This is a genomic window from Lacrimispora xylanisolvens (assembly GCF_002934545.1).
In the GTDB taxonomy this organism is placed as follows: domain Bacteria; phylum Bacillota; class Clostridia; order Lachnospirales; family Lachnospiraceae; genus Lacrimispora; species Lacrimispora xylanisolvens.
Genome location: NZ_PTJA01000002.1, coordinates 106,512 through 127,787, shown reverse-complemented (window position 1 = coordinate 127,787; position 21,276 = coordinate 106,512). Strand labels below are relative to the sequence as shown.

Below are 21,276 nucleotides of genomic sequence, written 5' to 3'. Positions count from 1 at the left end.
ATCCTTTTTAATTTAAAGATTTTATCAGCACTCAACCGTCCTGTCAACCTTAAAGAAATTTTATGGAAAGTTCATCAAGCTCTGAGCGAAGTCTGAAGTCGGCACATTTTGAAGCAATGGGAGAAAACAGACGCAAGGTATCTTCTGCCCGTTTTTTCCATGTTGCCGCATCAACAAATTCAATGGTTCGCATGTTATGAAGACGATCACAAAGTGCTACCAGAACTCCACGGTCATCATGGCTTTCATGGGTGCGCTCAAATTCTTCATAAGAGAAAAGAATCTCACGTACTGCAGATCCAGCATCCCGGGAGATTATCTCCTTATGCTCCTCCCTCCATACATCATGGAGAAGTCCGGCACAGACAGTATTTTCATCCGCCCCCATATCCGCCAGAATGATTGCAACATTTAACGGGTGGGTGATATATTCCTCTCCGGATTTTCGTTTCGCTCCCTCATGTAACGTTCTTGCCAGTTCGTATATACTTCTTAATTTCCCATTGTCATACTCTGTTTTATTCTCTTTTAATGTAAGGCATAGAATCTGCCATAATTCCTCCGGCTTTTTATATAACTGTGTTGTTTTTATATATGCTTCCATTGATTGTCTGTCTCCTTTCACAGAGGCATCACGAACATAGAAGGCCCGCAGCAAAACAGGGGAGTATCCAAATACAGAGGTAAAGGATTTGGTGAATCCGCTGTGTGTTTCCCAGCCATAATCCAGGGCTGTGTCAAGAATCCGCCTCCCATTTGCAATCTCCTTTGCAGCTGTTAAAAGTTTTCTCTGCTTTACATATTCCATGGGAGAGATCCCGAATTTTGTTTTGAAACATCTGGTAAAATAGCCGGGTGAATAACCTGCCCAGGTTGACAGCTGCAGAGTGTTCAATCCCTCTTTTATATGTTCATCAACCAAAACCGCAACCTTGGATATTCTGTCTTCGGCTTCCATATTTTTCTGCCTCCTTTCTCTTTTTTTCCACGTGGTAGCTTTATTATAATGGAAAAAAGAGGAATCTGCTGTTCCAAAAATGATCTTTTCTCCTAACTGTATTTTAAACCCAGATGACATGTGAATCGATTATTGTTATGAAGCTGCTGATAAACGCCGGTCAATTAGTCAGCCGTAAATATGAGAGAGCCAATAACCCTGTTACGCGGTTATTGGCTCTTACATATTTCAATTCACTGTTTTTATTTTTGCTCATCCAACACTGCAGACAGTTTTTCCACCATCTCATCCACATGTTCTTTTTCAATCACCAGAGGGGGGACAAACCGTATAATATTAGTTCCTGCGCTAATTATCACCAGCTTCTGCCCGATCAACGCCTGACTGATAATAGGGGAAACCGGTACTTTAAATTCCAACCCCTGAATGAGGCCCAGTCCTCTTCTGGCTATAATAATGTCATAGTTATCTTTCAGCTTATCAAGCTTCTTAGTCAGATAATCTCCCATTTCCTTTACATGATTCACAATATCCCGTTTCTCAAACAATTCCAATACCTTATATGCAGCAGCAGTCACAAACGGATTCCCTCCATAAGTAGTTCCATGATCCCCGGGGACCATAGCCGTTGCTGCTTTCCCAGATGCCAGAAATGCCCCAATGGGAACTCCGTTCCCCAGTGCTTTTGCAACCGTCATTACATCGGGTTTCACGCCGTATTGCTGCCAGGCAAACATGGAACCTGTGCGCCCCATGCCGCACTGGATTTCATCAAGGATTAACAGAATATCATTTTTATCACAAAGCTCTCTTACTCCGGATAAAAATTCCTGGGTTGCAGGATAGATTCCGCCTTCTCCCTGAACAGTTTCCATAATAATGGCGCAGGTTTTTTCATTTACAACAGCCTTTACACTTTCCAGATCATTAAAATCGGCAAACTTAATGCCTGGAATTAAAGGTTTAAACGGCTCCTGATAATGATCATTTCCAGTTACGGAAAGTGCCCCCAGGCTTCTTCCGTGAAAGGAATGATTCATGGCGATGATTTCATGGTCATGACCGCCGTCCTTATTATAAGCGTATCTTCTGGCAATTTTTAAAGCTCCCTCTATGGCTTCCGTTCCGCTGTTGGTGAAAAACACTTTATCCATCTGGGATGCCTTTAAAAGCAGTTCTGCCGCCTCTACAGACGGTACATTATAATAGAGATTGGAAATGTGAAGCAGTTTATCTACCTGAGCCTTTACTGCCTCATTAAATTCCGCATCATTATAGCCCAGACCATTTACTGCAATTCCGGCATAGAAATCCAGGTACTCATTTCCGTCTGTATCATAAAGCCGTACTCCGTCCCCATGGTCAAAGACAACTGGAAAACGGTTATAGGTCTTATAAATCTCTGATTCCGCCTTATCGATATATTCCTGTTTATTCAGCATGATAAAAACGCTCCTCTCCCGGGCTTACGATTGCAGTTCCGATTCCTCTGTTGGTGAAGATCTCAAGCAGCAGACAGTGGGGAATTCTTCCGTCCATAATATGTACTCTGGACACCCCGTGATTCATGGCATCAATGCAGTTTTGAAGTTTGGGGAGCATTCCGCCTCCAAGAGTCCCTCCGCTTACGAACTCCTGAGCCTCTTCAATGGACATTTCAGAAATCAAAGAATCCTTATCCTGAAAGTCCCGGTAAACGCCCTCCACATCAGTCAAAAAAGCCAGCTTCTCTGCCTCCATGGCTGTTGCAATGGCGCAGGCCGCATCGTCTGCGTTGATGTTATAAGTTTTAAAGTCCTCATCAAATCCTACCGGACAGATGATGGGAAGAAAATCTTTTTCCAGAAGATCATTGATGATCTGGGTATCTACCGCAGTGATGTCGCCTACAAAACCGATGTCTTCACCATTAGAATAGCGCTTCTGACATTTTAACATCATGCCGTCTTTTCCGCTGATTCCCACAGCCTTAACTCCAAGCTCATTGACAAGCTGAACCAGGCTTTTGTTCACCCGGTTTAATACCATTTCTGCAATCTCCATGGTGGCTTCATCCGTTACCCGTAAACCATTGACAAAATGTGGCTCCATTCCGGTTTTCTCCACCCATCTGCTGATCTCTTTTCCGCCGCCGTGAACAATAATAGGCTTAAATCCTACCAGCTTTAAAAGAACAACATCCTGAATTACCTGTTTTTTTAATTCCTCATCTACCATGGCGCTTCCGCCGTATTTTACCACAATGGTTTTACGGTTAAACCTTTGTATATAAGGAAGTGCCTCAATTAATACCTCAGCTTTTTGCATAATGCTATGATCCAGTATCATTTCCTGTTTCCTCTCCTTCTTATGATCTGCCCTTAAATAATTATGAACGGTAATCTGCGTTGATTTTCACATAATCAAAGGTCAGGTCACAGCCCCAGGCCGTTGCAGATGCATTTCCCATTTTAATGTCGGCTATGGCAGTCACTTCCGGCTCCGATAATATCTTAGTCGCCTCTTCCTCACTGTAGGGAAGTGCCACGCCGTTTTCTATAATCTGAAGCTTTCCTGCCGCGCTTTCAAAATACAGATCTACTTTTTCCGGGTCAAAGGAAGCCCCTGAGTATCCCATGGCACAAAGAATCCGTCCCCAGTTGGCATCATGACCAAAAATGGCTGCTTTTGTCAGACTGGAGGTAATTACCGATTTTGATAATGTTACAGCCTGTGCCTTTGTCTCTGCACCAATAATTTTCACCTCAAATAAAGCAGTACAGCCTTCTCCGTCCCCTGCCATCTTTTTTGCCAGAGTTTCATTGATAAAATTAAGTGCTTTGATAAATAACTGATAATCTTCATTTTTTGCCGTAATTTCTTTATTTCCAGCCATTCCGTTTGCCAGAAGAAGAACGGTATCGTTGGTGGACGTATCTCCGTCAACAGAAATCATATTGTAGGTATCCTTGATATCTTCCCTTAATGCTTCCTGAAGCAGTTCTTTGGAAATGGCTGCATCTGTAGTAACAAAACTTAACATGGTACACATGTCAGGGTGAATCATTCCCGAGCCTTTACACATACCTCCGATGGTGATGGTAGCCCCGCCTGCCTCAAACTGAACGGCTACTTCCTTTTTTACTGTATCGGTCGTCATAATCGCCTGTGCTGCTGCAGTTCCGCTCTCTTCGCTGCCGTCCAGAATAGCAGACATTGCCTTTACCCCCGCTGTGATGCGGTCAATGGGAAGCTGCATTCCGATGACGCCGGTAGAAGCCACCAGAACGGAATCTTCCGGGATGGAAAGGCACTGGGAAACAGCTTTTGCCGTCTGACTGCAGTAAGAAAATCCTTCTTCTCCGGTACATGCATTGGCAATACCTGCATTTACTACAACTGCCTGCGCAAAGGGAGAACTGGTCACAATCTCCTTATCCCATTTAACCGGGGCTGCTTTTACAATATTGGTAGTAAATGTACCTGCTGCCTTGCATGGAACCTCACTGTAAATCATTGCCATATCTTTCCGGTTATTTTTATATTTAATGCCTGCTGCTGTTGATGCAGCTTTAAATCCCTTTGCTGCTGTTACTCCTCCGCTTATCTGTTTCATTATATACTTCCTCCCTGTTCCTGTCATAATATCCGGTCAGCTTACAAAATCAGTTTTGTTTTCCTCACTGATGGTCAAATCATAGTAATTTAAATCATCACGGAATGTGAATTTTTCTTTCCGCCAGAAATTATTTCCCAAAAGGTTATTACGAAAGGCAATTAAATTGACTTTGTTAATTCCCTCTTTCTTTAATCGGCTGACAGCTTCCAAAACCATCTCATGACCGACTCCATGCTTTCTGTAATTTTCTGCCACGCACACATGGTATAACGTTCCCCTGCGCCCGTCATGACCGCATAATATAGAACCTATAATTGTATTGTTATCCTCTGCAACCACGCACAAATCAGGATTTCTAAGAAGAAACCGGTTGATCCCTTCCCTGGAATCATCAATAGCCCGGATACCGAATCCCTTAATTCCTGACCATAGTGCATATACCTGGTTATAATCATCGATTGTCATTGATCGTATTATCATTCTTTTTTCCTTTACGGCTATTCGCCCTTTCAACATCTACGGAAACATGGGAATCAGCTTCAGTCCCTTGTTTTCCTCCAGTCCAAATAAAAGATTCATGTTCTGGACTGCCTGCCCCGCGGCTCCCTTAACCAGATTATCCATGGCTCCCATCATCACAATGCGGTTGGTTCTTGGATCGATCTTGAAATTCACATCGACAAAGTTGCTTCCTTCCACCCATTTTGTCTGTGGTGTCACATCTTTTTCCAGTACCCGGACAAAAAATTCTTTGCCATAATATTTATCGTAAACAGACTTTACTTCTTCATAAGAAACCTTACTGGTTAAGGATGCATAAGCAGTTATGAGAATTCCTCTGTTCATGGGAACCAGGTGAGGTGTGAAACTGATGGTTACCGGTTTTCCTGCTCCGTAGGAAAGCTGCTCTTCAATCTCAGGCGTGTGTCTGTGTACACCGACTCCGTAAGCTTTGATGTTCTCATTTACTTCACAGTAAAGATTGTCAAGCTTTGCTCCTCTTCCTGCTCCGGATGTACCTGATTTTGCATCGATAATAATTGTATCAGGATCAATCAGGCCTTCTTTTACCAGAGGATAAATGGAAAGCTCCGAACACGTAGGGTAACAGCCCGGATTGGCTATCAGCCTTGCATTTTTAATCTTTTCCCGGTTGATTTCCGGAAGTCCGTATACCGCTTCCTTTATATATTGAGGAGATTTGTGCTGGATCTGATACCACTCTTCATAGATGTTTACATCCTGAATCCGAAAATCCGCACTTAAATCAATGACTTTGGCGTTTGATAAAATACGGTCATTTAAAGCAGATGCCAGAAACCCCTGAGGCGTCGCTGTGAAAATCACGTCCACCTTCTCTGCCAATGCTTCTATATTATCATCCATGCAGGAATCGCTGACGATTTCAAACATATTCTGATAAATGGAAGCGTATTTCTGGTCCACATAGCTTTTTGATCCGTACCACTTAATCTCCACGTCATCTCTCTGGAGTAAAAGTCTTGCCAACTCACCGCCTGCATATCCGGTTGATCCTATAATTCCTGCTTTAATCATCGTCATCGCTCCTTTGCATTCTCTATTTTGTATCGGTCCTGGGCTCTCCATTCATGAGCGTATACCCTTTCCCTTCAGGATTTTCATAATTATACATCTCTTTTGTATATTATGCAAGATGTTTTTATATTTTTCATTTTACCCTTGCATTTCCCCCAGTTTTGTTGTATATTTATGTAAGTTCAAAAAGAAAATATACAAAAACCATAGAGGAGGAATCATATATGAAAGAGAAAGTAATTTTAGCCTATTCCGGCGGACTTGACACCACTGCCATTATTCCATGGTTAAAGGAAAATTTTGATTATGATGTAGTCTGCTGCTGCATCGACTGCGGACAGGGCAATGAACTTGATGGTCTTGAGGAGAGAGCCAAATTATCAGGCGCTTCCAAATTATATATAGAAGATCTGGTAGATGACTTCTGCGACAACTACATTATCCCATGTGTACAGGCCAATGCTGTTTATGAGAATAAGTATCTTCTGGGTACTTCCATGGCTCGTCCAGCCATTGCAAAAAGACTGGTTGAGATCGCAAGGAAGGAAGGCGCTACTGCCATCTGCCACGGAGCTACCGGTAAGGGCAATGACCAGATCCGTTTCGAACTTGGCATCAAGGCTCTTGCTCCTGATTTAAAAATCATCGCACCATGGCGTATGACAGATGTATGGACCATGCAGTCCCGTGAAGATGAGATTGAATACTGCAAAAAGCACGGAATCGATCTTCCGTTCTCAGCAAACAACAGCTACAGCCGTGACCGCAATTTATGGCACATCAGCCATGAGGGCTTAGAGCTGGAAGATCCGGCGAATGAGCCAAATTACGATCACCTTCTGGTGCTTGGCGTTTCTCCTGAAAAGGCTCCTGATGAAGGAGAGTACGTAACCATGACCTTTGAAAAAGGTATTCCTGTCAGCGTAAACGGAGAAGCCATGAAGGTTTCCGATATTATCACAAAGTTAAATGAGCTTGGCGGTAAGCACGGCATCGGCATTGTGGATATCGTGGAAAACCGTGTAGTGGGTATGAAATCCAGAGGCGTTTATGAAACACCAGGCGGAACCATTCTCTTAGAAGCACATCAGCAGCTGGAAGAGCTGGTATTAGACCGTGCTACTATGGAAGTAAAAAAAGATATGGGTAATAAATTTGCACAGATCGTATACGAAGGGAAATGGTTCACACCGCTTCGTGAAGCAGTTCAGGCATTTGTTACTTCCACACAGGAATATGTAACCGGAGAAGTGAAGTTCAAACTTTATAAGGGTAACATCATCAAAGCTGGAACCACTTCCCCTTACTCCTTATACAGCGAATCTCTTGCTTCCTTTACTACTGGTGATCTCTATGATCATCACGATGCGGAAGGCTTCATCACTCTTTTCGGTCTTCCATTAAAAGTTCGTGCCATGAAGATGCAGGAACTAAAAAAATAATCATATCTAAATAAAACAGGAATTGAGGATACTGAAGTTCAGTCTCAATTCCTGTTTTTCTGTCTGAAAGCAGATCATTATTCACAACAATCGGGCATGAACCGATTTGAAAATTCTACATAATGTTTAATCTTTATTTTCTTCACCAGTACAATTGACAGCCTGATACGGTTGATTTATAATTGCTCTGATTACATAATAGGGAATTTTGGCAGAATAGTAAAAAGAATAAAACCAAATCAGGAGAGAAAAATGTCGCAGGAAAAACAAATGCCCATTCAAGACACCAAAATGCAAACGGGTAAAATCATGAGTAAAAATTCAATCAAACGCAAGCTTCAAATCAGTATCGCAGCATTGGCAACAGTCATTACATTACTTTTCGGTACCGTCAATTCCATTATTATCTATCGGGATGCAAGGAATAACATGCAGCTCAGAATCCAGGAAAACACCAACGCATACAGCCACTCCGTAGAGAATGCCATTCTTATCTATAAGACTAAAATCGAATCAATCTCAAAAGATAGCAGAATCGGGAACGCATCCGGTTCATCGGAACAGCTTCAGAAGAACCTGACCCAGCTGGCGAAGGAATACGGATTTGATTCCATAGTCGTCTGTAACACCCAGGGGATTACCTCCGACGGAACCGATGTCAAAGACAGGGAATATTTTCAGAAATCCACAAACGGGGAAACCTATATCTCCTCTCCCCTTTTAAGCAAAACAACCAATACGATGATTATGATTCTCTCAGCGCCTGTGAATGGCGATGGAAGCAAAGGCATCGTATTTGCAAGGCTTTCCTGTGACTCTTTCAGCAAAATGATCAATGACATTTCCCTGGGAAAATCAGGCTACGGATTTATCGTGGATAAAACAGGAACCGTTGTGGCTCATAAGAATCAGGATAATGTGAACCAGCAGTTAAATTACATCGAAGCTGCCAAAACAGATACATCCGTTTCACAGGCTGGGAAAATGGTGCAGAACATGACAGCAGGTAAATCCAGTATTGAATCCATTCAATATAAAGGAAATCATCTTACCGTCGGCTATGCCCCCATCCCCAATACAGACGGCTGGTCTTTGGGAGTTTCAGCAAAAACCTCTGAACTTATGGAAGGTTTCTATCTCTCAATTATTGTTATGGTGCTTTTCGTAGCTGTATTTCTAATAATCGCCTTGATCAGTGCAGTAAGGATTGCCTCTCCCATCGTTAACCCCATCATTAAAATGGTGGACAGACTGGAACTCCTCTCTCAGGGAGATCTTCACTCTGAAGTTCCGGAGTATGTAAGCGAGGATGAGATCGGCACTCTATCCAAATCCTTAAAGTATACCGTTTCTTCTCTTCGTTCCATCATCAATGATGCCACCACTGTTTTAGACGGTGTAGAAAAAGGAAACTGTACGTTAACCATTGAATCGGAATACAAAGCAGATTTTATTCTGCTTAAAACATCGATTAATGGAATTATCAGCAATTTAAATACCATTTTCGGTAATTTCAGAAGCTCCATTAATCAGATCTCAAGCGGAGCAGATCAGATCTCCTCGGGAGCCCAGCTTTTAGCTTCCGGTACGACACAGCAGGCGGCTACTGTAGAGGAACTAAATGCTTCCATTTCCAATGTAGCCCATCATTCTGAGGAAAATGTAGTCACCGTTTCTACTGTAAATGAGTACGTAAAACAGACTGGAATAGAGCTTACAAAAGGTAATTCTTACATACAGAATTTAAATCAGGCCATGAGTGAGATTGGAGACGCTTCTAAGAAAATCACAAATATCACCAAAGTGATTGAAGACATTGCATTCCAGACCAACATTCTGGCACTGAATGCCGCCATTGAAGCCGCAAGGGCCGGGGAGGCCGGAAAAGGCTTTGCAGTCGTTGCAGATGAAGTCCGTAATCTGGCTGAAAAGGTAACGGCAGCGGCTGGAGAAACTTCTTCCCTGCTGGCACACTCTTCTTCACTTGTTGAGAATGGAGAAAATTTATCCAGGGAGACGGTGGAAATACTGAAAGGTCTGGCTGACAAAGCAGACTTCCTGGGTGAATCCATGGAAAAAATCCGCAGTGCGTCTGCTGAGCAGGTAGATGCCATTCAGCAGATCAACACAGGCTTAACCCAGGTTTCATCCGTAGTCCAGACCAATGCGGCTACTGCAGAGGAAAGTTCTGCTTCCAGCGAAGAGTTGGCAGCACAGGCACAGGCAATGAAAGATGAGATCAGCTGGATTCAGCTGATGAGTGATACTGTTTCTGAAAAAAAGATTTTAAGCGAACCGATAAATGAAATAATAGAAATACCAGATACAGCGGAAGAAACAGATGTTATGGAAGCTCCCATTTTAACAGACAAATATTAATAGTAAAGATACCGCAGCCCAATAAAGGTGTGCGGTATCTTATTTTATGAGCAGTCCATGGAATGGTTTTCGGGAATGAAAATGGTAACCGTGGTCCCTGTTCCATATTCGCTTTCTATTTCAAGTTTTCCTCCATGTAATTCCATTATCTTTTGGGAGATGGATAAACCAATCCCTTCTCCAGCTGATTGATCCTCTCCTTTATAAAAGGATCTGGTCACGTAAGAAAGATCTTCTGGTTTGATCCCTGTTCCAGAATCACGGACTGTAATTGTAACCCAATCCGTTTCCTTTTTCTGATCCACGTAAATGGTACTGTGCTCGTTTGAGAATTTAATACTATTATCTATTACATTCAGCAGTACTTGTCTCAGTTTATCGCCATCTCCGTAAACTTCTGAAAAAGCTGTGCTGGTCACAAGCTGTATCTCCTTCTTTTCTGCTTTTTTCTGCAATTGAAACACTGCTTCCATAACCAGTTTTTCTATGTCTAGCCGCTGAAATGAAACAGTCACCCGGTCCGACTGATATCGGGAAAAGTCAAGCAGGGTTTCTACCATGGTGATCAACCGCTGGGTTTCATGTTCAATAATCTTAAGACCAAATTCCATCTCTTCTTCCTGTAACCCCTCAGGCTCTCTCATGGTTTCCACCCAGCCCTTAATTCCTGTCAGAGGAGTGCGAAGCTCATGGGATATGGAAGAAATGAAATCATTTTTCAACTGATCCGCTTTTCCAATTTCATCTCCCATATGATTTAATATGGTTACCAGCTCTCCAGCCTCATAAGGATACTGCTTCTTAATTTTCTCCCGGTAATTTCCCTCTGCCATTTTTCCTGTTAAAGAGATAATATCCTCCAGTGGCTTTACAATGGAATTTCCAAGATGAAGACTGACAAAAAAAGTAATGGCTGCTATTGCAGTACAGGTGAGCAGTGCATAAGAGAAAATTCTTAAAATGGTGCTGTCCACCGGATTTAAAGAGGTGGTATATCTTAATATTCCCACTACCTGCTCTTCATACAATAAAGGCGTGTATACAGCCATAATCCGTTCTTTCGTCTGACCGTTTTTTTCCACCCTGTAAACAGTTTTTCCGCCAGGCACCTGGGAATCTACCCAGTAACTTCGGTCTTTGTAAAATCCGGTTGAAGACTGGATCATCTGTCCGCTCCTGGTTAGCAGCTCTAAATCTGCACCCTGAAACGTATAGTTTTTAATAATCTGGTCACTGAAATCCGACAGCCCAAACGGGCGGGAATCAGACTGGCCATCCCAAACAGGAACAACCGCCTGGGCATAATGTTCAAAGGTATCTGATATCTGCTGATATAAATATTTTTTTACACCAATGCCAAAGCTTGTCAGTACAAGTCCCAGTGTAAGAAGGATGATTATCATAAAATAGGCCATTACTTTCCGTTTCAATCAATCACTCCTTCCATATATATCCATATCCCCATTCCGTACACAGATACACTGGACTTGCCGGGTCATCTTCAATCTTTCTTCGGATCCGCCTGATGTTAACATCAACCACCTTTATATCTCCCACATAGTTTTCTCCCCACACCTGATCTAAAATCTGGTTTCTGGTAAAAACCCTGTTTTTATTTCTGATAAAGAACTGAATGAGGCTGAACTCCGTTGGCGTCACCTTCACGGCAGCACCTTTTCTTAATAACCGGTTCTTTTCAAAATCCAGCTCAAATGGTCCGGAACAAAGCCTTGTCCCCTCCTGATCAGAGGATCTCAAATCCATACGGCGCAGAAGAGAAATGATTCTGGCCTCCAGCTCTGTCATACTGAATGGTTTAGTGATATAATCATCGGCTCCCTGAATCAGTCCCTTTATCTTATCCTCTTCCTGGGAACGTGCAGTTAACATAATAATTCCTGCCAGAGGACTTAACTCTCTCATCTTCTCACAGACAGCAAATCCATCCATACCTGGGAGCATGAGATCAAGTAACACCACATCCACCGGATTGGAAGCAAACAATTCAAGAGCCTTTTCTCCGGTCTCTGCCTCTAAAACCTCATACTTCTTTCTTCTTAAATTCAGGCAGATGAAGCTTCTGATGGACAACTCATCCTCAACTACCAGTATTGCTTTCATTTTCCTCCCCCACCAGGTGAAACTGGTCTTTGGATATAGGCAGTTCATCTTTTAACTCAGTATAATAGATCGTATCGTTTGTCTTTCCCAAAACGGTGCCGTGCTGTCCAGCATCATCTTTCTTTGCCCATTTCACTTCAAACACGGTCTCTCCCCCTGAAACGGTTACAAGCTGTACACCCTGATCCAATGGTTTTATGGTGATCTTACCGTATAAATCGGGAGGGATGGTAATATAAAAATGCTGTCCTTCTTCTGCATAACGTTCCTCAACAGCCGTTTTTGATCCATCCAGCTTATAGTCATAATAAACCTGGATAAATGGAATTTCAGCCATAGCAGCATCTTCATACCCGTCTGGTATATACATTCCTCCTGCCTCAATCACACCGTCTCCGTTAATATCTCTGCTGTAAAGGGGATATGCCTTCATCAGAGTACTGTCGTTGTCATCTCCGATTTTTATCAGTTTCCCATCTTTCACTCCAAGAATTTCCGTTAACATGGAATGGGCACCCAGTCCGCTGTCAATAAAGACGGCATCTGCCCCATCTGCCAGAAGTCCGGCTGTGATATGTTCCGGGACTGCCTGGGGATTTAACTCCACGCTGGAACGGGATATCAATTGACCTGCCTCATAGGAAAACAGTTCTGCTTTCTGTTCTTCCTCTATTTTTCCGTCTAATAAAAATATAGAAAGGGTCTGACTGTTTCCAAACTGCCTGATTAAAAGCTTTTCATAACTTCTGTTTTCTTTTTGCACGAGCTGATCCTGATTAAGCTCATAGATGAAAAGCTGCTTTGGGCTCTCCGGTCCGGAAATCTGTCCGCCTGCTATAATCTCCTTTTTTCCGTCTTCCTCTAAATCCACCACTTCAAATGAATCAAAAGAGGTAAAACCTGTCTCCTGGTCCCATATTTTTTCGTAATGCCCCTCCTTTTCCTGTAATATCAGAAAATGTGCCTGCTTATTATCCCTGGTATCCCGATATAAAACCAGCGCTTCCTGTTTTCCATCCTGATTGATGTCATCAAGAACGATGCTTTGTTTCTTATCTGAATGATCAGCCGTTAAATATTCAGCGCCTGCAGGCAGAATACTTTTTATTTTCTGTGTAAGGTCTTCTTCTTTAGAATTGTCCGCTTTGGGCTGCTGTATGAACCCCGCCTGATTGCCGGAATAACTGCATCCGGATAAGTACGCGGCCATTGCTGCTGCGATTGCTGTCTGCAACAGGATATTTTTATTATTTCTCTTCATGTCTGTCTCTCCGTCTCTTTTAAAGCTGCTGTGCTCCTGAAGTCAAAAATCATTTTTCAGCAGATACAATCCATAGGTAACCTGGGTGTTTGTGTCGTAGTTAATGGACAGATAGATATCGTTATATTTAAAATGAGCATCGCCGTTCCGGTCGCTGACCGGATCTTTTAATACTTCTTTAAATTTGTCAATTTTTTCTCCCAGTTTCACACCATGAATATCAAAATCCGGATCCATGACAAAGATCTGTTCTGCTGTCTTGTAGTTGGTCTGATCAAACCAGATGCGGATTCCGGCTTTTTTAAATTCCAGCCCCCCCTCGTCAATCTTCTCCGGTTCTTCGCCCAGATTATTCACCAGTTCCTCTTTTGTAAGACCCAGCAAACCAATGTAACGGTCTAACCGGGCTGACTCATTTTCTGCTGACGTTGTGACTGCAGCTGTAGTGATTTCTGCAGCCGTAGAACTTTCCGTTGCAGCCTCAGTCTGGGTTATGGAAGGGACTGTGGACTCGTTCCTACTACCAGCTGTCCTGTCTGTTTGTTTTATACTGCACCCGCTTACTCCTAATATACTAAAAAGCAACAATGCAGCCAGCAGCCTCCTGCTTTGTTTTTTATTATTTTTCCCCATGATACGTCTCATGATATCCTCCTTGGAATTTATTTCTTACAATAGCAGTATAACCTGTAATGAAATAAAATTGGTTACAAAGACATTACAATTTCATGATTCTTTTCCAAATAAAAAAGGGAGCGTTTTCATGATAACGCTCCCTGGCTTCCTGTATTCTGATCCCTTTATTTTTCGCCACCATCTGCCAGTCGGTTCAGACCCTCACCGGCTATGCGGTATACCGTCCATTCATCCATTGCCACTGCTCCCATGGAACGATAAAAGTCGATGCTGGGCTGATTCCAGTCCAAACACCACCACTCCAGTCTTCCACAGCCACGTTCTCTTGCAATGGCGCCCAACTTCTTAAAAATGGCTTTTCCAATTCCCTTCCCTCTGTATTCAGGCTTTACAAACAAGTCTTCCAGATAGATTCCGCCTCTGCCGAGGAATGTGGAGAAATTATGGAAAAACAACGCAAACCCTACTTCTTTCCCATCTGCAAGTGCGAAGATTACTTCTGCTTTTTTCTGCCCGAACAGCCATTCCTTTAAAAGCTCTTCTGTAGCAACCACATCATCTGACATTTTCTCGTAATCTGCCAGTGCTTTAATGAATTCCAGAATCAGTGCCGTATCCGATTCCTGTGCATATCGAAAGGTCAGTTCCATTTTATTTCTCCTCTTGTAAATGTATTTTTATACAGTATACCGTATTTATTTTATTTTTTCCAGAATATGCTTAATCCGCGGCATCATTTTTTTCGTATACAGATATCCGCTTTCCATGCATTCCTCCATAAACTCAAAGGTTAAAAGCCCAGACCCTTTGGGGATGGGGGGCTTTAACAGAAGAATCTCACCGCTGGAACGGCAGTCCTTTAACTCCCTGCTCATAATGGAGAATGAATGGAACGAAATCTCCATGATGGAATGATCCTTTGGCATTTCATACGCTTCCCCAATATCAACCGCAATGACGTTTGATACTCCCGTTGAAATCAGTAAGTCTACCGGAAGATTGTTGGTCACTCCCCCATCCACCAGCATAAAGCCATTAATCTGTCTTGGACAGAATACTGCCGGAACAGAAGAACTTGCCATCATAATGTCGCATAAAAGCCCGTTTTTCTGCCACCTCACATTTTCTTCCCGAAGTGCTGACATAGGAACCTTTTCCTGAAAGAGATTTGTAAATACAACCGTGTTCCCGCTGTTAATATCCACTGCCGGAATTAACAGCCCCTTCTTACAATCCTGTATTTCTATCCCTTCGGTTAAATCGCAGAGAAAATCAGAAAGCCGGTTGCCTTTAATTAAGCCCATTAAAGATGTCTTTCTATGTAGCAGCACCTGAGGCAGAAACAAAATGACACCGATTATATTTGGATCAATATAATTTTCTCCGTGGGCTGCCAGCCATCTCACTGTATCTCTCATTTTTCCAATATCCATTCCCGATGCGTATAATCCAGCCACAATACTTCCTGCACTGGCTCCTGCAACCTGGGTGGGCAAAAGACCGTTTTCTTCTAACGCCGTAAGAACGCCTACATGAACCGCTCCTCTGGTTCCCCCTCCTGCTAACGCAAGCCCATAATCCGCCATGTTTTTCTTCTCCTTGCCTGAAGAAACGTTTCAGGAAAATGTATGCTTTTTTCCGTTCATTTATGACCTGGCAGGAGGAAGGAAGACAGCCAAAAGCCGGAAAGCAGAAGGGGTTCCCCTCTTACTTTCCGGCATCTTATATCGATTTAATTCCCGCCTGCATAATAGGCATCGATTCCATCTGCAATTCCTTTTACAATCTTGTCCCGATATTCATCGGTGGCCATCTTTTTATCTTCTTCTGCATTACTCATAAAGCCCATCTCCACGATGGTTACCGGTATTTTACACCAGTTAATTCCGCTCATGGAATCGGTCTCCTGTACCCCCCGGTTTTTAAATCCGGTCTGGCTGCTGATCCCGTTTACCACTGTTTTAGAAAGAGCGGAACTTTTACCGTACAGATTGCCGTTATAAGAATTCTTAGAAGTCTGACACATGGTCAGGACTCCGGCTACAGAGCTGTCGTTTAATGAATTAGCATGAACCCTTACAAAAATATCCGCTCCGCTTTCATTTGCCATATTGGCACGCTCTGCATTGCTGATATTCACATCATGGGTCTCCCGGATCATATAAACACGATATCCCCGGTTCAGCAGCTCCTGCTTTAATTTAAGGGAGACATCCAGAGTCAGCTTATATTCCGGTATGCCCGTAGCCACACCCTGGGTTCCGGAAGCCACCTTTGGTTTCATCTGAGAGGATCCTGGTCCGATGGGTTCCTTTTCCGAGTTACCCTTTGCCTGGTGTCCCGGATCAATGGCAATGAGCTTTCCGTTCCCGCTTCCTGATACGGAAGGAGTGACTGCCGCCTTATCCGCCGGCTTGTCCTTGGATAAATAACGGGAAGACACATAACATTCTTTGTTCTCATAGATAACACGGCTCCAGCTCTGGCTGTATCCGGTTCGCTTCAGAGCTGTTCCCTGATTAAGAGAGGCTGCTATCTGGCCGGAAGAAGATGGCTGTGTCCTGACATTCACTCCGCTGCCTGTCACATAAACCGTCTCATCTGCTTTTTGAAACTCAGGAGCTGTCTCCTTCGTCACAGAAGCTTCGTGAGAGCTTTTTTCCGCCGTCTTTTCCGTATCGTCTTCAATGGTTACAGGAGCACTTTCAGCCTCCTGGGATAATTCTCCTTTGGCTTCTTCCACTGCAGGAGTCTGTATGGCTTCATATTTTTTCCCGCAGCCGGAAAGCAGAAACAGACAAAAAAGCAGGACGGTAGGAACCATCCACCTTAATAATTTTTTTCTGATTATCACAGTATGGTTCCTCCTCCCACTACATATTCGCCCTGGTAAAATACCACAGCCTGTCCGGGAGTGATCGCTCTTTGCGGCTCCTCAAATCTGCATTCCACCACGCCGTCCTCCACCTCTTTTATGGTACAGGGGGCGCCTTTATGGCTGTAACGGATCTTTGCCATTACCTCCATCTCTTCTCCATGAAGACCGTCAACTGCCATCCAGTTTAAATGACCGGCGCGAAGAGTGTCAGAATAGACATCCTCTCCCGTTCCAATCACCACTTCATTTGTCTCAGGCCGTATCTCCACAACAAAAACCGGGTAGCCAAGGGATAAATTAAGCCCTTTTCTCTGCCCAACGGTGTAATGGGTGATTCCTTTATGGCGTCCAATAACCTGACCATCCAGATCTACAAAATTGCCTTCCGGGGCCCGCTCTCCTGCGCTCTCTTCAATAAATCCGGCATAATCATGATCCGGTATAAAGCAGATCTCCTGGCTGTCCGGTTTATGAGCGACGTTTAGATTAATCTGGTCAGCAATTGCCCTGATCTGATCCTTGGAATAGGCACCTACCGGCATCAGAGTGCAGGCCAGCTGGTCCTGGGTTAAGTTATAAAGAGCATAGGTCTGGTCTTTTGCTGCAGTCACTGACTTCTTAAGGGCATATCTGCCGTTTGGAAGCCGGTCGATCTGGGCGTAATGACCTGTGGCAATATAATCCGCTCCAATATCTAAACTCCGCTTTAAAAGAGACTCCCACTTGACATAGCGGTTGCAGGCGATACAGGGATTGGGAGTCCGTCCTCTCTGGTATTCCTCTACAAAGTAATCGATAACCTGTGATTTAAATTCTTCTTTAAAATTCATAACATAATAAGGAATTCCAAGATCCCAGGCAACTCTTCTGGCATCGTCCACGGCACTGAGCCCGCAGCAGCCTCCGTTCTCTTCCTGGGTCACGTTATCCTCGTCCTGCCAGATCTGCATGGTCACGCCGATTACGTCATAGCCCTGTTCCTTTAACAGCCAGGCTGCAACGGAAGAATCCACGCCGCCTGACATTCCAACTACTACTTTCGCTTTACTCATAGTATTCCATTTCCATTAATATTCTTCTTCTACTTCTTCCTCGCCGATATCAGACTTCGGCTTCTCCAAGCCTTCAATCTTAATGTCATGCTTGGTTGCATAATCCCACAACGCAGCATGGATTGCTTCTTCGGCCAGTAAGGAGCAGTGGACTTTTACAGGGGGCAGACCATCAAGTGCCTCACATACAGCCTTATTGGTAACCTCCATAGCTTCCTGAACTGATTTTCCTTTTACCATCTCTGTTGCCATGCTGCTGGTAGCAACCGCTGCACCGCAGCCAAATGTTTTAAATTTCACATCCTGAATAATCTGGTTGTCATCAATATCCAGATAAATTCTCATAATATCGCCGCATTTTGCATTACCAACTGTACCCATGCCGCTGGCGTTCTCTATTTCACCCACATTTCTCGGGTGTTCAAAATGATCCATAACTTTCTCTGTATACATATTCTATAATCTCCACTTTCTGGTAATTCTTCTACCTTGTACTAGTTTCCCTGATGTCTGATATAATCCTCATAAAGAGGTGACATACTGCGCAGTTTTGCTACGATCTCCTTAATGGCTTCCACCACATAATCCATCTCTTCCCTGGTGTTTACCTCATCAAGGGTCAGACGGAGAGAACCGTGAGCGATCTCATGAGGAAGACCGATTGCCAGAAGTACATGAGACGGATCTAAGGAACCGGAAGTACATGCTGAACCGCTGGATCCGCAGATTCCTTTCATATCCAGCATGATCAGTAAGGATTCACCTTCAATAAACTGGAAGGCAAAATTTACGTTATTGGAAAGGCGGCTCTTTCTGCTGCCGTTAATTCTGGTGTATGGAACTTCTTTCATGACACGTTCCATTAAATATTCACGAAGCTCGGTTTCTTTGCGGGTTCTCTCTTCCATTCCTGCGACTGCAAGCTCAACCGCTTTTCCGAAACCTACGATTCCTGTTACATTCTCTGTTCCTGCACGGCGCTTTCTTTCCTGGCCGCCGCCATGAATAAAGGAACGGGACTTAACGCCTGTTCTGATATATAAAAATCCAATTCCCTTTGGTCCGTTAATCTTATGACCGCTGGCACTTAACATATCAATGTGGTATTCATCTACGTTAATGGGCACATGACCGAATGCCTGAACTGCATCCGTATGGAATAGGATCTTATGCTCTTTTGCTATCTCACCAATTTCCTTAATGGGTTCAATGGTGCCGATCTCGTTATTGGCAAACATGATAGAAATGAGGATGGTGTCAGGGCGAATGGCTTTTTTCAGCTCGTCTAACTTTATGGAACCATTCTCATCTACATTCAGATAAGTGATATCAAAACCGCGTTTCTCCAGATATTCACAGGTGTGAAGCACGGCATGATGCTCGATTTTGCTGGTAATGATGTGTTTTCCTTTGTCTGCATAGGCTTCTGCTGTTGCGATGAGAGCCCAGTTGTCGGATTCAGAACCGCCGGCTGTGAAATAAATCTCGTTCGTCTTGGCTCCAAGAGAACCTGCGATGATCTCTCTGGAATCCTGAACCGCTTTCTTTGAGATACCGGAAAATTCGTATACGGAAGATGGATTACCATAATATTCCGTAAAGTAAGGCAGCATGGCTTCTACGACCTCTGGTCTGGTTTTGGTCGTCGCTGCGTTGTCTAAATAAATCAGTTGTTTCATATTTGTTAGTTCCGCCTTTCTGTAGTTCTAAAGTTAAAAGCTTCATCTACATTTCCTATTATACACACATTTCCTAGAAATTCAATAGGAATGATTCTCATTATGATTGTGTCATGAAGAAAGAACAATTTCCATATATTTATAATAATTCTCTTTTTCAGGAGATTTCATGAATGATTCTCTAAAGATCCCCAGAAAACTTTCAAAAAGAAAATATGCGCTTCTGACCGGCACCCTTCTTCTGACGTCAGCCGGGCTTATCACACGGGTGCTGGGCTTTTTTTACCGGATCTTCCTCTCCCGTACCATTGGAGCTGAGGGTCTGGGTATTTTTAATCTGATTCATCCGGTTTTTGGAATCTGCTTTGCCCTTTGTGCAGGGTCCATTCAGACCGCCATCTCCCAGTCCGTAGCCGCTAATGTGAAGAAAGGCCGTTCTGTTTTTCGCAGCGGTCTCATCATTTCAGTGGCTATTTCCATGATCCTTGCTTATCTTATTATTCAGTTTAAGGATTTTATTGCCAGTTCTATTTTGATGGAACCTCGCTGCGCGCCATTACTTACTTTCCTTGCCGTATCGGTTCCCTGCGCGGCGATTCATGCCTGTATCAACGGTTACTATTATGGTATGCAGCGTCCCTCCGTTCCGGCATTGGCACAGATCATGGAGCAGATCATCAGAATCGGCGCTGTTTTCCTCATTGCTGACATTATGATCCAGTCAGGAATTACCATTACTGTCCAGCTGGCAGTTATGGGGCATTTAATCGGGGAGATTGCCTCTTCTCTCTTTACGGTTTTTGCCTACCGCTTTTTCCCGCCAAAAATGGCCAAAGATTTTGCTTATGATTCCTCCCATTTCAGTGAAACGGCTCCGGGACTCCTTCACCTGGCAGTTCCTCTTATGGGAAACCGGCTGGTATTAAATATTCTTGCCAGTGCAGAGGCCATACTCATTCCCAGCAGACTGCAGATGTCCGGTCTTTCGGATTCGGCCGCATTTTCTGTATACGGTGTTTTGACCGGAATGGCACTGCCTTTTATTTTGTTCCCTTCCACTGTATTTAATTCCCTGGCAGTACTATTACTGCCTACCGTGGCAGAAGCCCAGTCTGAGGGGAATGAGAAACGGATCGGAACGGCGATTTCCATGTCCCTTCGTTACTGTATGTATGTAGGAATTCTTTGCATTGGTATATTTACTTTATTCGGCAATGATCTGGGAGTCAGTGTGTTTAAAGACAGTTCTGCCGGACAGTATATGACTGTGCTGGCATGGCTCTGCCCATTTCTTTACATGGCTACCACCATGGGAAGTATCTTAAACGGACTGGGGAAAACCTCCATCACGTTTACCCAGAACGTCATTGCCATGACTCTCCGGCTCCTGTTTGTGCTTTTTGGTATCCCCCGGCTGGGAATATTTGCATATCTGGTGGGAGCTCTGGCAAGTGAACTGCTGCTGGCTTTCATGCATGTTCTGACTTTGAAGAAAATGGTGGATTTTGTGTGGAATGCGTGGGATATGATTGCAAAACCATCGGCACTCATGATACTGGCTATTGGAATCTATTACGCTGCATTTTCCTTCATGGATCCATTTGGAGGCCTTCCTTTGTTTATTAAGACGGCATTACATATCTTGATTTTAAGTGTCTTTTACCTGGTACTGCTGTTTGGAGCTCACATTATGAAACACGGGGAAGAGTAAAGGT

General features: G+C 43.6%; 19 protein-coding genes. 3 read left to right on the top strand and 16 right to left on the bottom strand.

The genetic code is table 11. The features are described from left to right. Nucleotides 1-49: 49 nt before the first annotated feature. From BXY41_RS03915 to argC, 6 genes are all read right to left on the bottom strand, one after another. A complete protein-coding gene (locus BXY41_RS03915) occupies nucleotides 50-958 on the bottom strand; it encodes a helix-turn-helix domain-containing protein (RefSeq protein ID WP_104434884.1) in 909 nt (302 codons plus the stop codon). Between the two features lie 242 nt (nucleotides 959-1,200). Continuing rightward, nucleotides 1,201-2,397, bottom strand: coding sequence for an aspartate aminotransferase family protein (locus BXY41_RS03910; protein WP_432765502.1), 1,197 nt, complete (start codon nucleotides 2,395-2,397; stop codon nucleotides 1,201-1,203). Beyond that, nucleotides 2,390-3,286: an acetylglutamate kinase gene (gene argB / locus BXY41_RS03905; protein WP_104434880.1), complete on the bottom strand. Its 897-nt coding sequence runs from the start codon at nucleotides 3,284-3,286 to the stop codon at nucleotides 2,390-2,392. Before argB ends, BXY41_RS03910 begins: the two co-directional genes overlap by 8 nt. 40 nt (nucleotides 3,287-3,326) lie before the next feature. Beyond that, complete coding sequence (gene argJ / locus BXY41_RS03900; protein ID WP_104434878.1) at nucleotides 3,327-4,553, bottom strand: bifunctional glutamate N-acetyltransferase/amino-acid acetyltransferase ArgJ; 1,227 nt, start codon at nucleotides 4,551-4,553, stop codon at nucleotides 3,327-3,329. Nucleotides 4,554-4,589: 36 nt separating this feature from the next. Then, on the bottom strand, nucleotides 4,590-5,036 hold the full coding sequence (locus BXY41_RS03895) for a GNAT family N-acetyltransferase (protein ID WP_104434876.1): 447 nt from the start codon (nucleotides 5,034-5,036) through the stop codon (nucleotides 4,590-4,592). A gap of 36 nt (nucleotides 5,037-5,072) precedes the next feature. Next, nucleotides 5,073-6,113, bottom strand: coding sequence for an N-acetyl-gamma-glutamyl-phosphate reductase (gene argC / locus BXY41_RS03890; RefSeq protein ID WP_104434874.1), 1,041 nt, complete (start codon nucleotides 6,111-6,113; stop codon nucleotides 5,073-5,075). Between the two features lie 224 nt (nucleotides 6,114-6,337). On the opposite strand from argC, the gene BXY41_RS03885 reads away from it, so the two are divergent. Both BXY41_RS03885 and BXY41_RS03880 read left to right on the top strand, forming a co-directional pair. Continuing rightward, nucleotides 6,338-7,555: an argininosuccinate synthase gene (locus BXY41_RS03885; protein WP_104434872.1), complete on the top strand. Its 1,218-nt coding sequence runs from the start codon at nucleotides 6,338-6,340 to the stop codon at nucleotides 7,553-7,555. Nucleotides 7,556-7,807: 252 nt separating this feature from the next. Further along, nucleotides 7,808-9,934, top strand: a complete 2,127-nt coding sequence (locus BXY41_RS03880) for a methyl-accepting chemotaxis protein (RefSeq protein WP_104434870.1) — start codon at nucleotides 7,808-7,810, stop codon at nucleotides 9,932-9,934. Between the two features lie 44 nt (nucleotides 9,935-9,978). Here the strand turns inward: BXY41_RS03880 and BXY41_RS03875 are convergent, their stop codons facing one another. The 10 genes from BXY41_RS03875 to nifS form a co-directional block, all read right to left on the bottom strand. After that, the gene (locus BXY41_RS03875) at nucleotides 9,979-11,364 is read right to left on the bottom strand and encodes a sensor histidine kinase (protein ID WP_104434868.1); all 1,386 of its coding nucleotides are present in this window, start codon (nucleotides 11,362-11,364) and stop codon (nucleotides 9,979-9,981) included. 4 nt (nucleotides 11,365-11,368) lie between these two features. Further along, entirely contained in the window at nucleotides 11,369-12,055 is a 687-nt protein-coding gene (locus tag BXY41_RS03870) for a response regulator transcription factor (RefSeq protein ID WP_104434866.1), read from the bottom strand. Next, nucleotides 12,033-13,316 (bottom strand): type 2 periplasmic-binding domain-containing protein, encoded by a 1,284-nt coding sequence (locus BXY41_RS03865; protein WP_104434864.1) that lies wholly within the window; start codon nucleotides 13,314-13,316, stop codon nucleotides 12,033-12,035. Before BXY41_RS03865 ends, BXY41_RS03870 begins: the two co-directional genes overlap by 23 nt. 42 nt (nucleotides 13,317-13,358) lie before the next feature. Then, the gene (locus tag BXY41_RS03860) at nucleotides 13,359-13,961 is read right to left on the bottom strand and encodes a hypothetical protein (RefSeq protein ID WP_104434862.1); all 603 of its coding nucleotides are present in this window, start codon (nucleotides 13,959-13,961) and stop codon (nucleotides 13,359-13,361) included. Nucleotides 13,962-14,116: 155 nt separating this feature from the next. After that, on the bottom strand, nucleotides 14,117-14,602 hold the full coding sequence (locus BXY41_RS03855; protein ID WP_104434860.1) for a GNAT family N-acetyltransferase: 486 nt from the start codon (nucleotides 14,600-14,602) through the stop codon (nucleotides 14,117-14,119). Nucleotides 14,603-14,647: 45 nt separating this feature from the next. Then, nucleotides 14,648-15,538 (bottom strand): patatin-like phospholipase family protein, encoded by an 891-nt coding sequence (locus BXY41_RS03850; protein ID WP_104434858.1) that lies wholly within the window; start codon nucleotides 15,536-15,538, stop codon nucleotides 14,648-14,650. A 146-nt stretch (nucleotides 15,539-15,684) separates the two neighbouring features. Next, complete coding sequence (locus tag BXY41_RS03845; RefSeq protein ID WP_432765501.1) at nucleotides 15,685-16,800, bottom strand: N-acetylmuramoyl-L-alanine amidase family protein; 1,116 nt, start codon at nucleotides 16,798-16,800, stop codon at nucleotides 15,685-15,687. Nucleotides 16,801-16,802: 2 nt separating this feature from the next. Further along, nucleotides 16,803-17,882, bottom strand: coding sequence for a tRNA 2-thiouridine(34) synthase MnmA (mnmA, locus tag BXY41_RS03840; RefSeq protein ID WP_104434856.1), 1,080 nt, complete (start codon nucleotides 17,880-17,882; stop codon nucleotides 16,803-16,805). 15 nt (nucleotides 17,883-17,897) lie between these two features. Continuing rightward, nucleotides 17,898-18,335, bottom strand: coding sequence for a Fe-S cluster assembly scaffold protein NifU (nifU, locus tag BXY41_RS03835; RefSeq protein ID WP_104434854.1), 438 nt, complete (start codon nucleotides 18,333-18,335; stop codon nucleotides 17,898-17,900). A gap of 41 nt (nucleotides 18,336-18,376) precedes the next feature. Continuing rightward, nucleotides 18,377-19,561, bottom strand: a complete 1,185-nt coding sequence (gene nifS / locus BXY41_RS03830; protein ID WP_104434852.1) for a cysteine desulfurase NifS — start codon at nucleotides 19,559-19,561, stop codon at nucleotides 18,377-18,379. A gap of 169 nt (nucleotides 19,562-19,730) precedes the next feature. Between nifS and BXY41_RS03825 the strand changes: the two genes are divergently transcribed. Next, nucleotides 19,731-21,272, top strand: a complete 1,542-nt coding sequence (locus tag BXY41_RS03825) for a polysaccharide biosynthesis protein (RefSeq protein ID WP_104434850.1) — start codon at nucleotides 19,731-19,733, stop codon at nucleotides 21,270-21,272. The last annotated feature ends 4 nt before the right edge of the window (nucleotides 21,273-21,276 follow it).

Excerpts from the sequence above, each read along its gene's own strand:
- BXY41_RS03915 (WP_104434884.1), bottom strand. The coding sequence starts at position 958 with ATGGAAGCCGAAGACAGAATATCCAAGGTTGCGGTTTTGGTTGATGAA.
- argB (WP_104434880.1), bottom strand. The coding sequence starts at position 3,286 with ATGATACTGGATCATAGCATTATGCAAAAAGCTGAGGTATTAATTGAG.
- argJ (WP_104434878.1), bottom strand. The coding sequence starts at position 4,553 with ATGAAACAGATAAGCGGAGGAGTAACAGCAGCAAAGGGATTTAAAGCT.
- BXY41_RS03895 (WP_104434876.1), bottom strand. The coding sequence starts at position 5,036 with ATGATAATACGATCAATGACAATCGATGATTATAACCAGGTATATGCA.
- argC (WP_104434874.1), bottom strand. The coding sequence starts at position 6,113 with ATGATTAAAGCAGGAATTATAGGATCAACCGGATATGCAGGCGGTGAG.
- BXY41_RS03885 (WP_104434872.1), top strand. The coding sequence starts at position 6,338 with ATGAAAGAGAAAGTAATTTTAGCCTATTCCGGCGGACTTGACACCACT.
- BXY41_RS03880 (WP_104434870.1), top strand. The coding sequence starts at position 7,808 with ATGTCGCAGGAAAAACAAATGCCCATTCAAGACACCAAAATGCAAACG.
- BXY41_RS03870 (WP_104434866.1), bottom strand. The coding sequence starts at position 12,055 with ATGAAAGCAATACTGGTAGTTGAGGATGAGTTGTCCATCAGAAGCTTC.
- BXY41_RS03865 (WP_104434864.1), bottom strand. The coding sequence starts at position 13,316 with ATGAAGAGAAATAATAAAAATATCCTGTTGCAGACAGCAATCGCAGCA.
- BXY41_RS03860 (WP_104434862.1), bottom strand. The coding sequence starts at position 13,961 with ATGAGACGTATCATGGGGAAAAATAATAAAAAACAAAGCAGGAGGCTG.
- BXY41_RS03855 (WP_104434860.1), bottom strand. The coding sequence starts at position 14,602 with ATGGAACTGACCTTTCGATATGCACAGGAATCGGATACGGCACTGATT.
- BXY41_RS03850 (WP_104434858.1), bottom strand. The coding sequence starts at position 15,538 with ATGGCGGATTATGGGCTTGCGTTAGCAGGAGGGGGAACCAGAGGAGCG.
- mnmA (WP_104434856.1), bottom strand. The coding sequence starts at position 17,882 with ATGAGTAAAGCGAAAGTAGTAGTTGGAATGTCAGGCGGCGTGGATTCT.
- nifU (WP_104434854.1), bottom strand. The coding sequence starts at position 18,335 with ATGTATACAGAGAAAGTTATGGATCATTTTGAACACCCGAGAAATGTG.
- nifS (WP_104434852.1), bottom strand. The coding sequence starts at position 19,561 with ATGAAACAACTGATTTATTTAGACAACGCAGCGACGACCAAAACCAGA.
- BXY41_RS03825 (WP_104434850.1), top strand. The coding sequence starts at position 19,731 with ATGAATGATTCTCTAAAGATCCCCAGAAAACTTTCAAAAAGAAAATAT.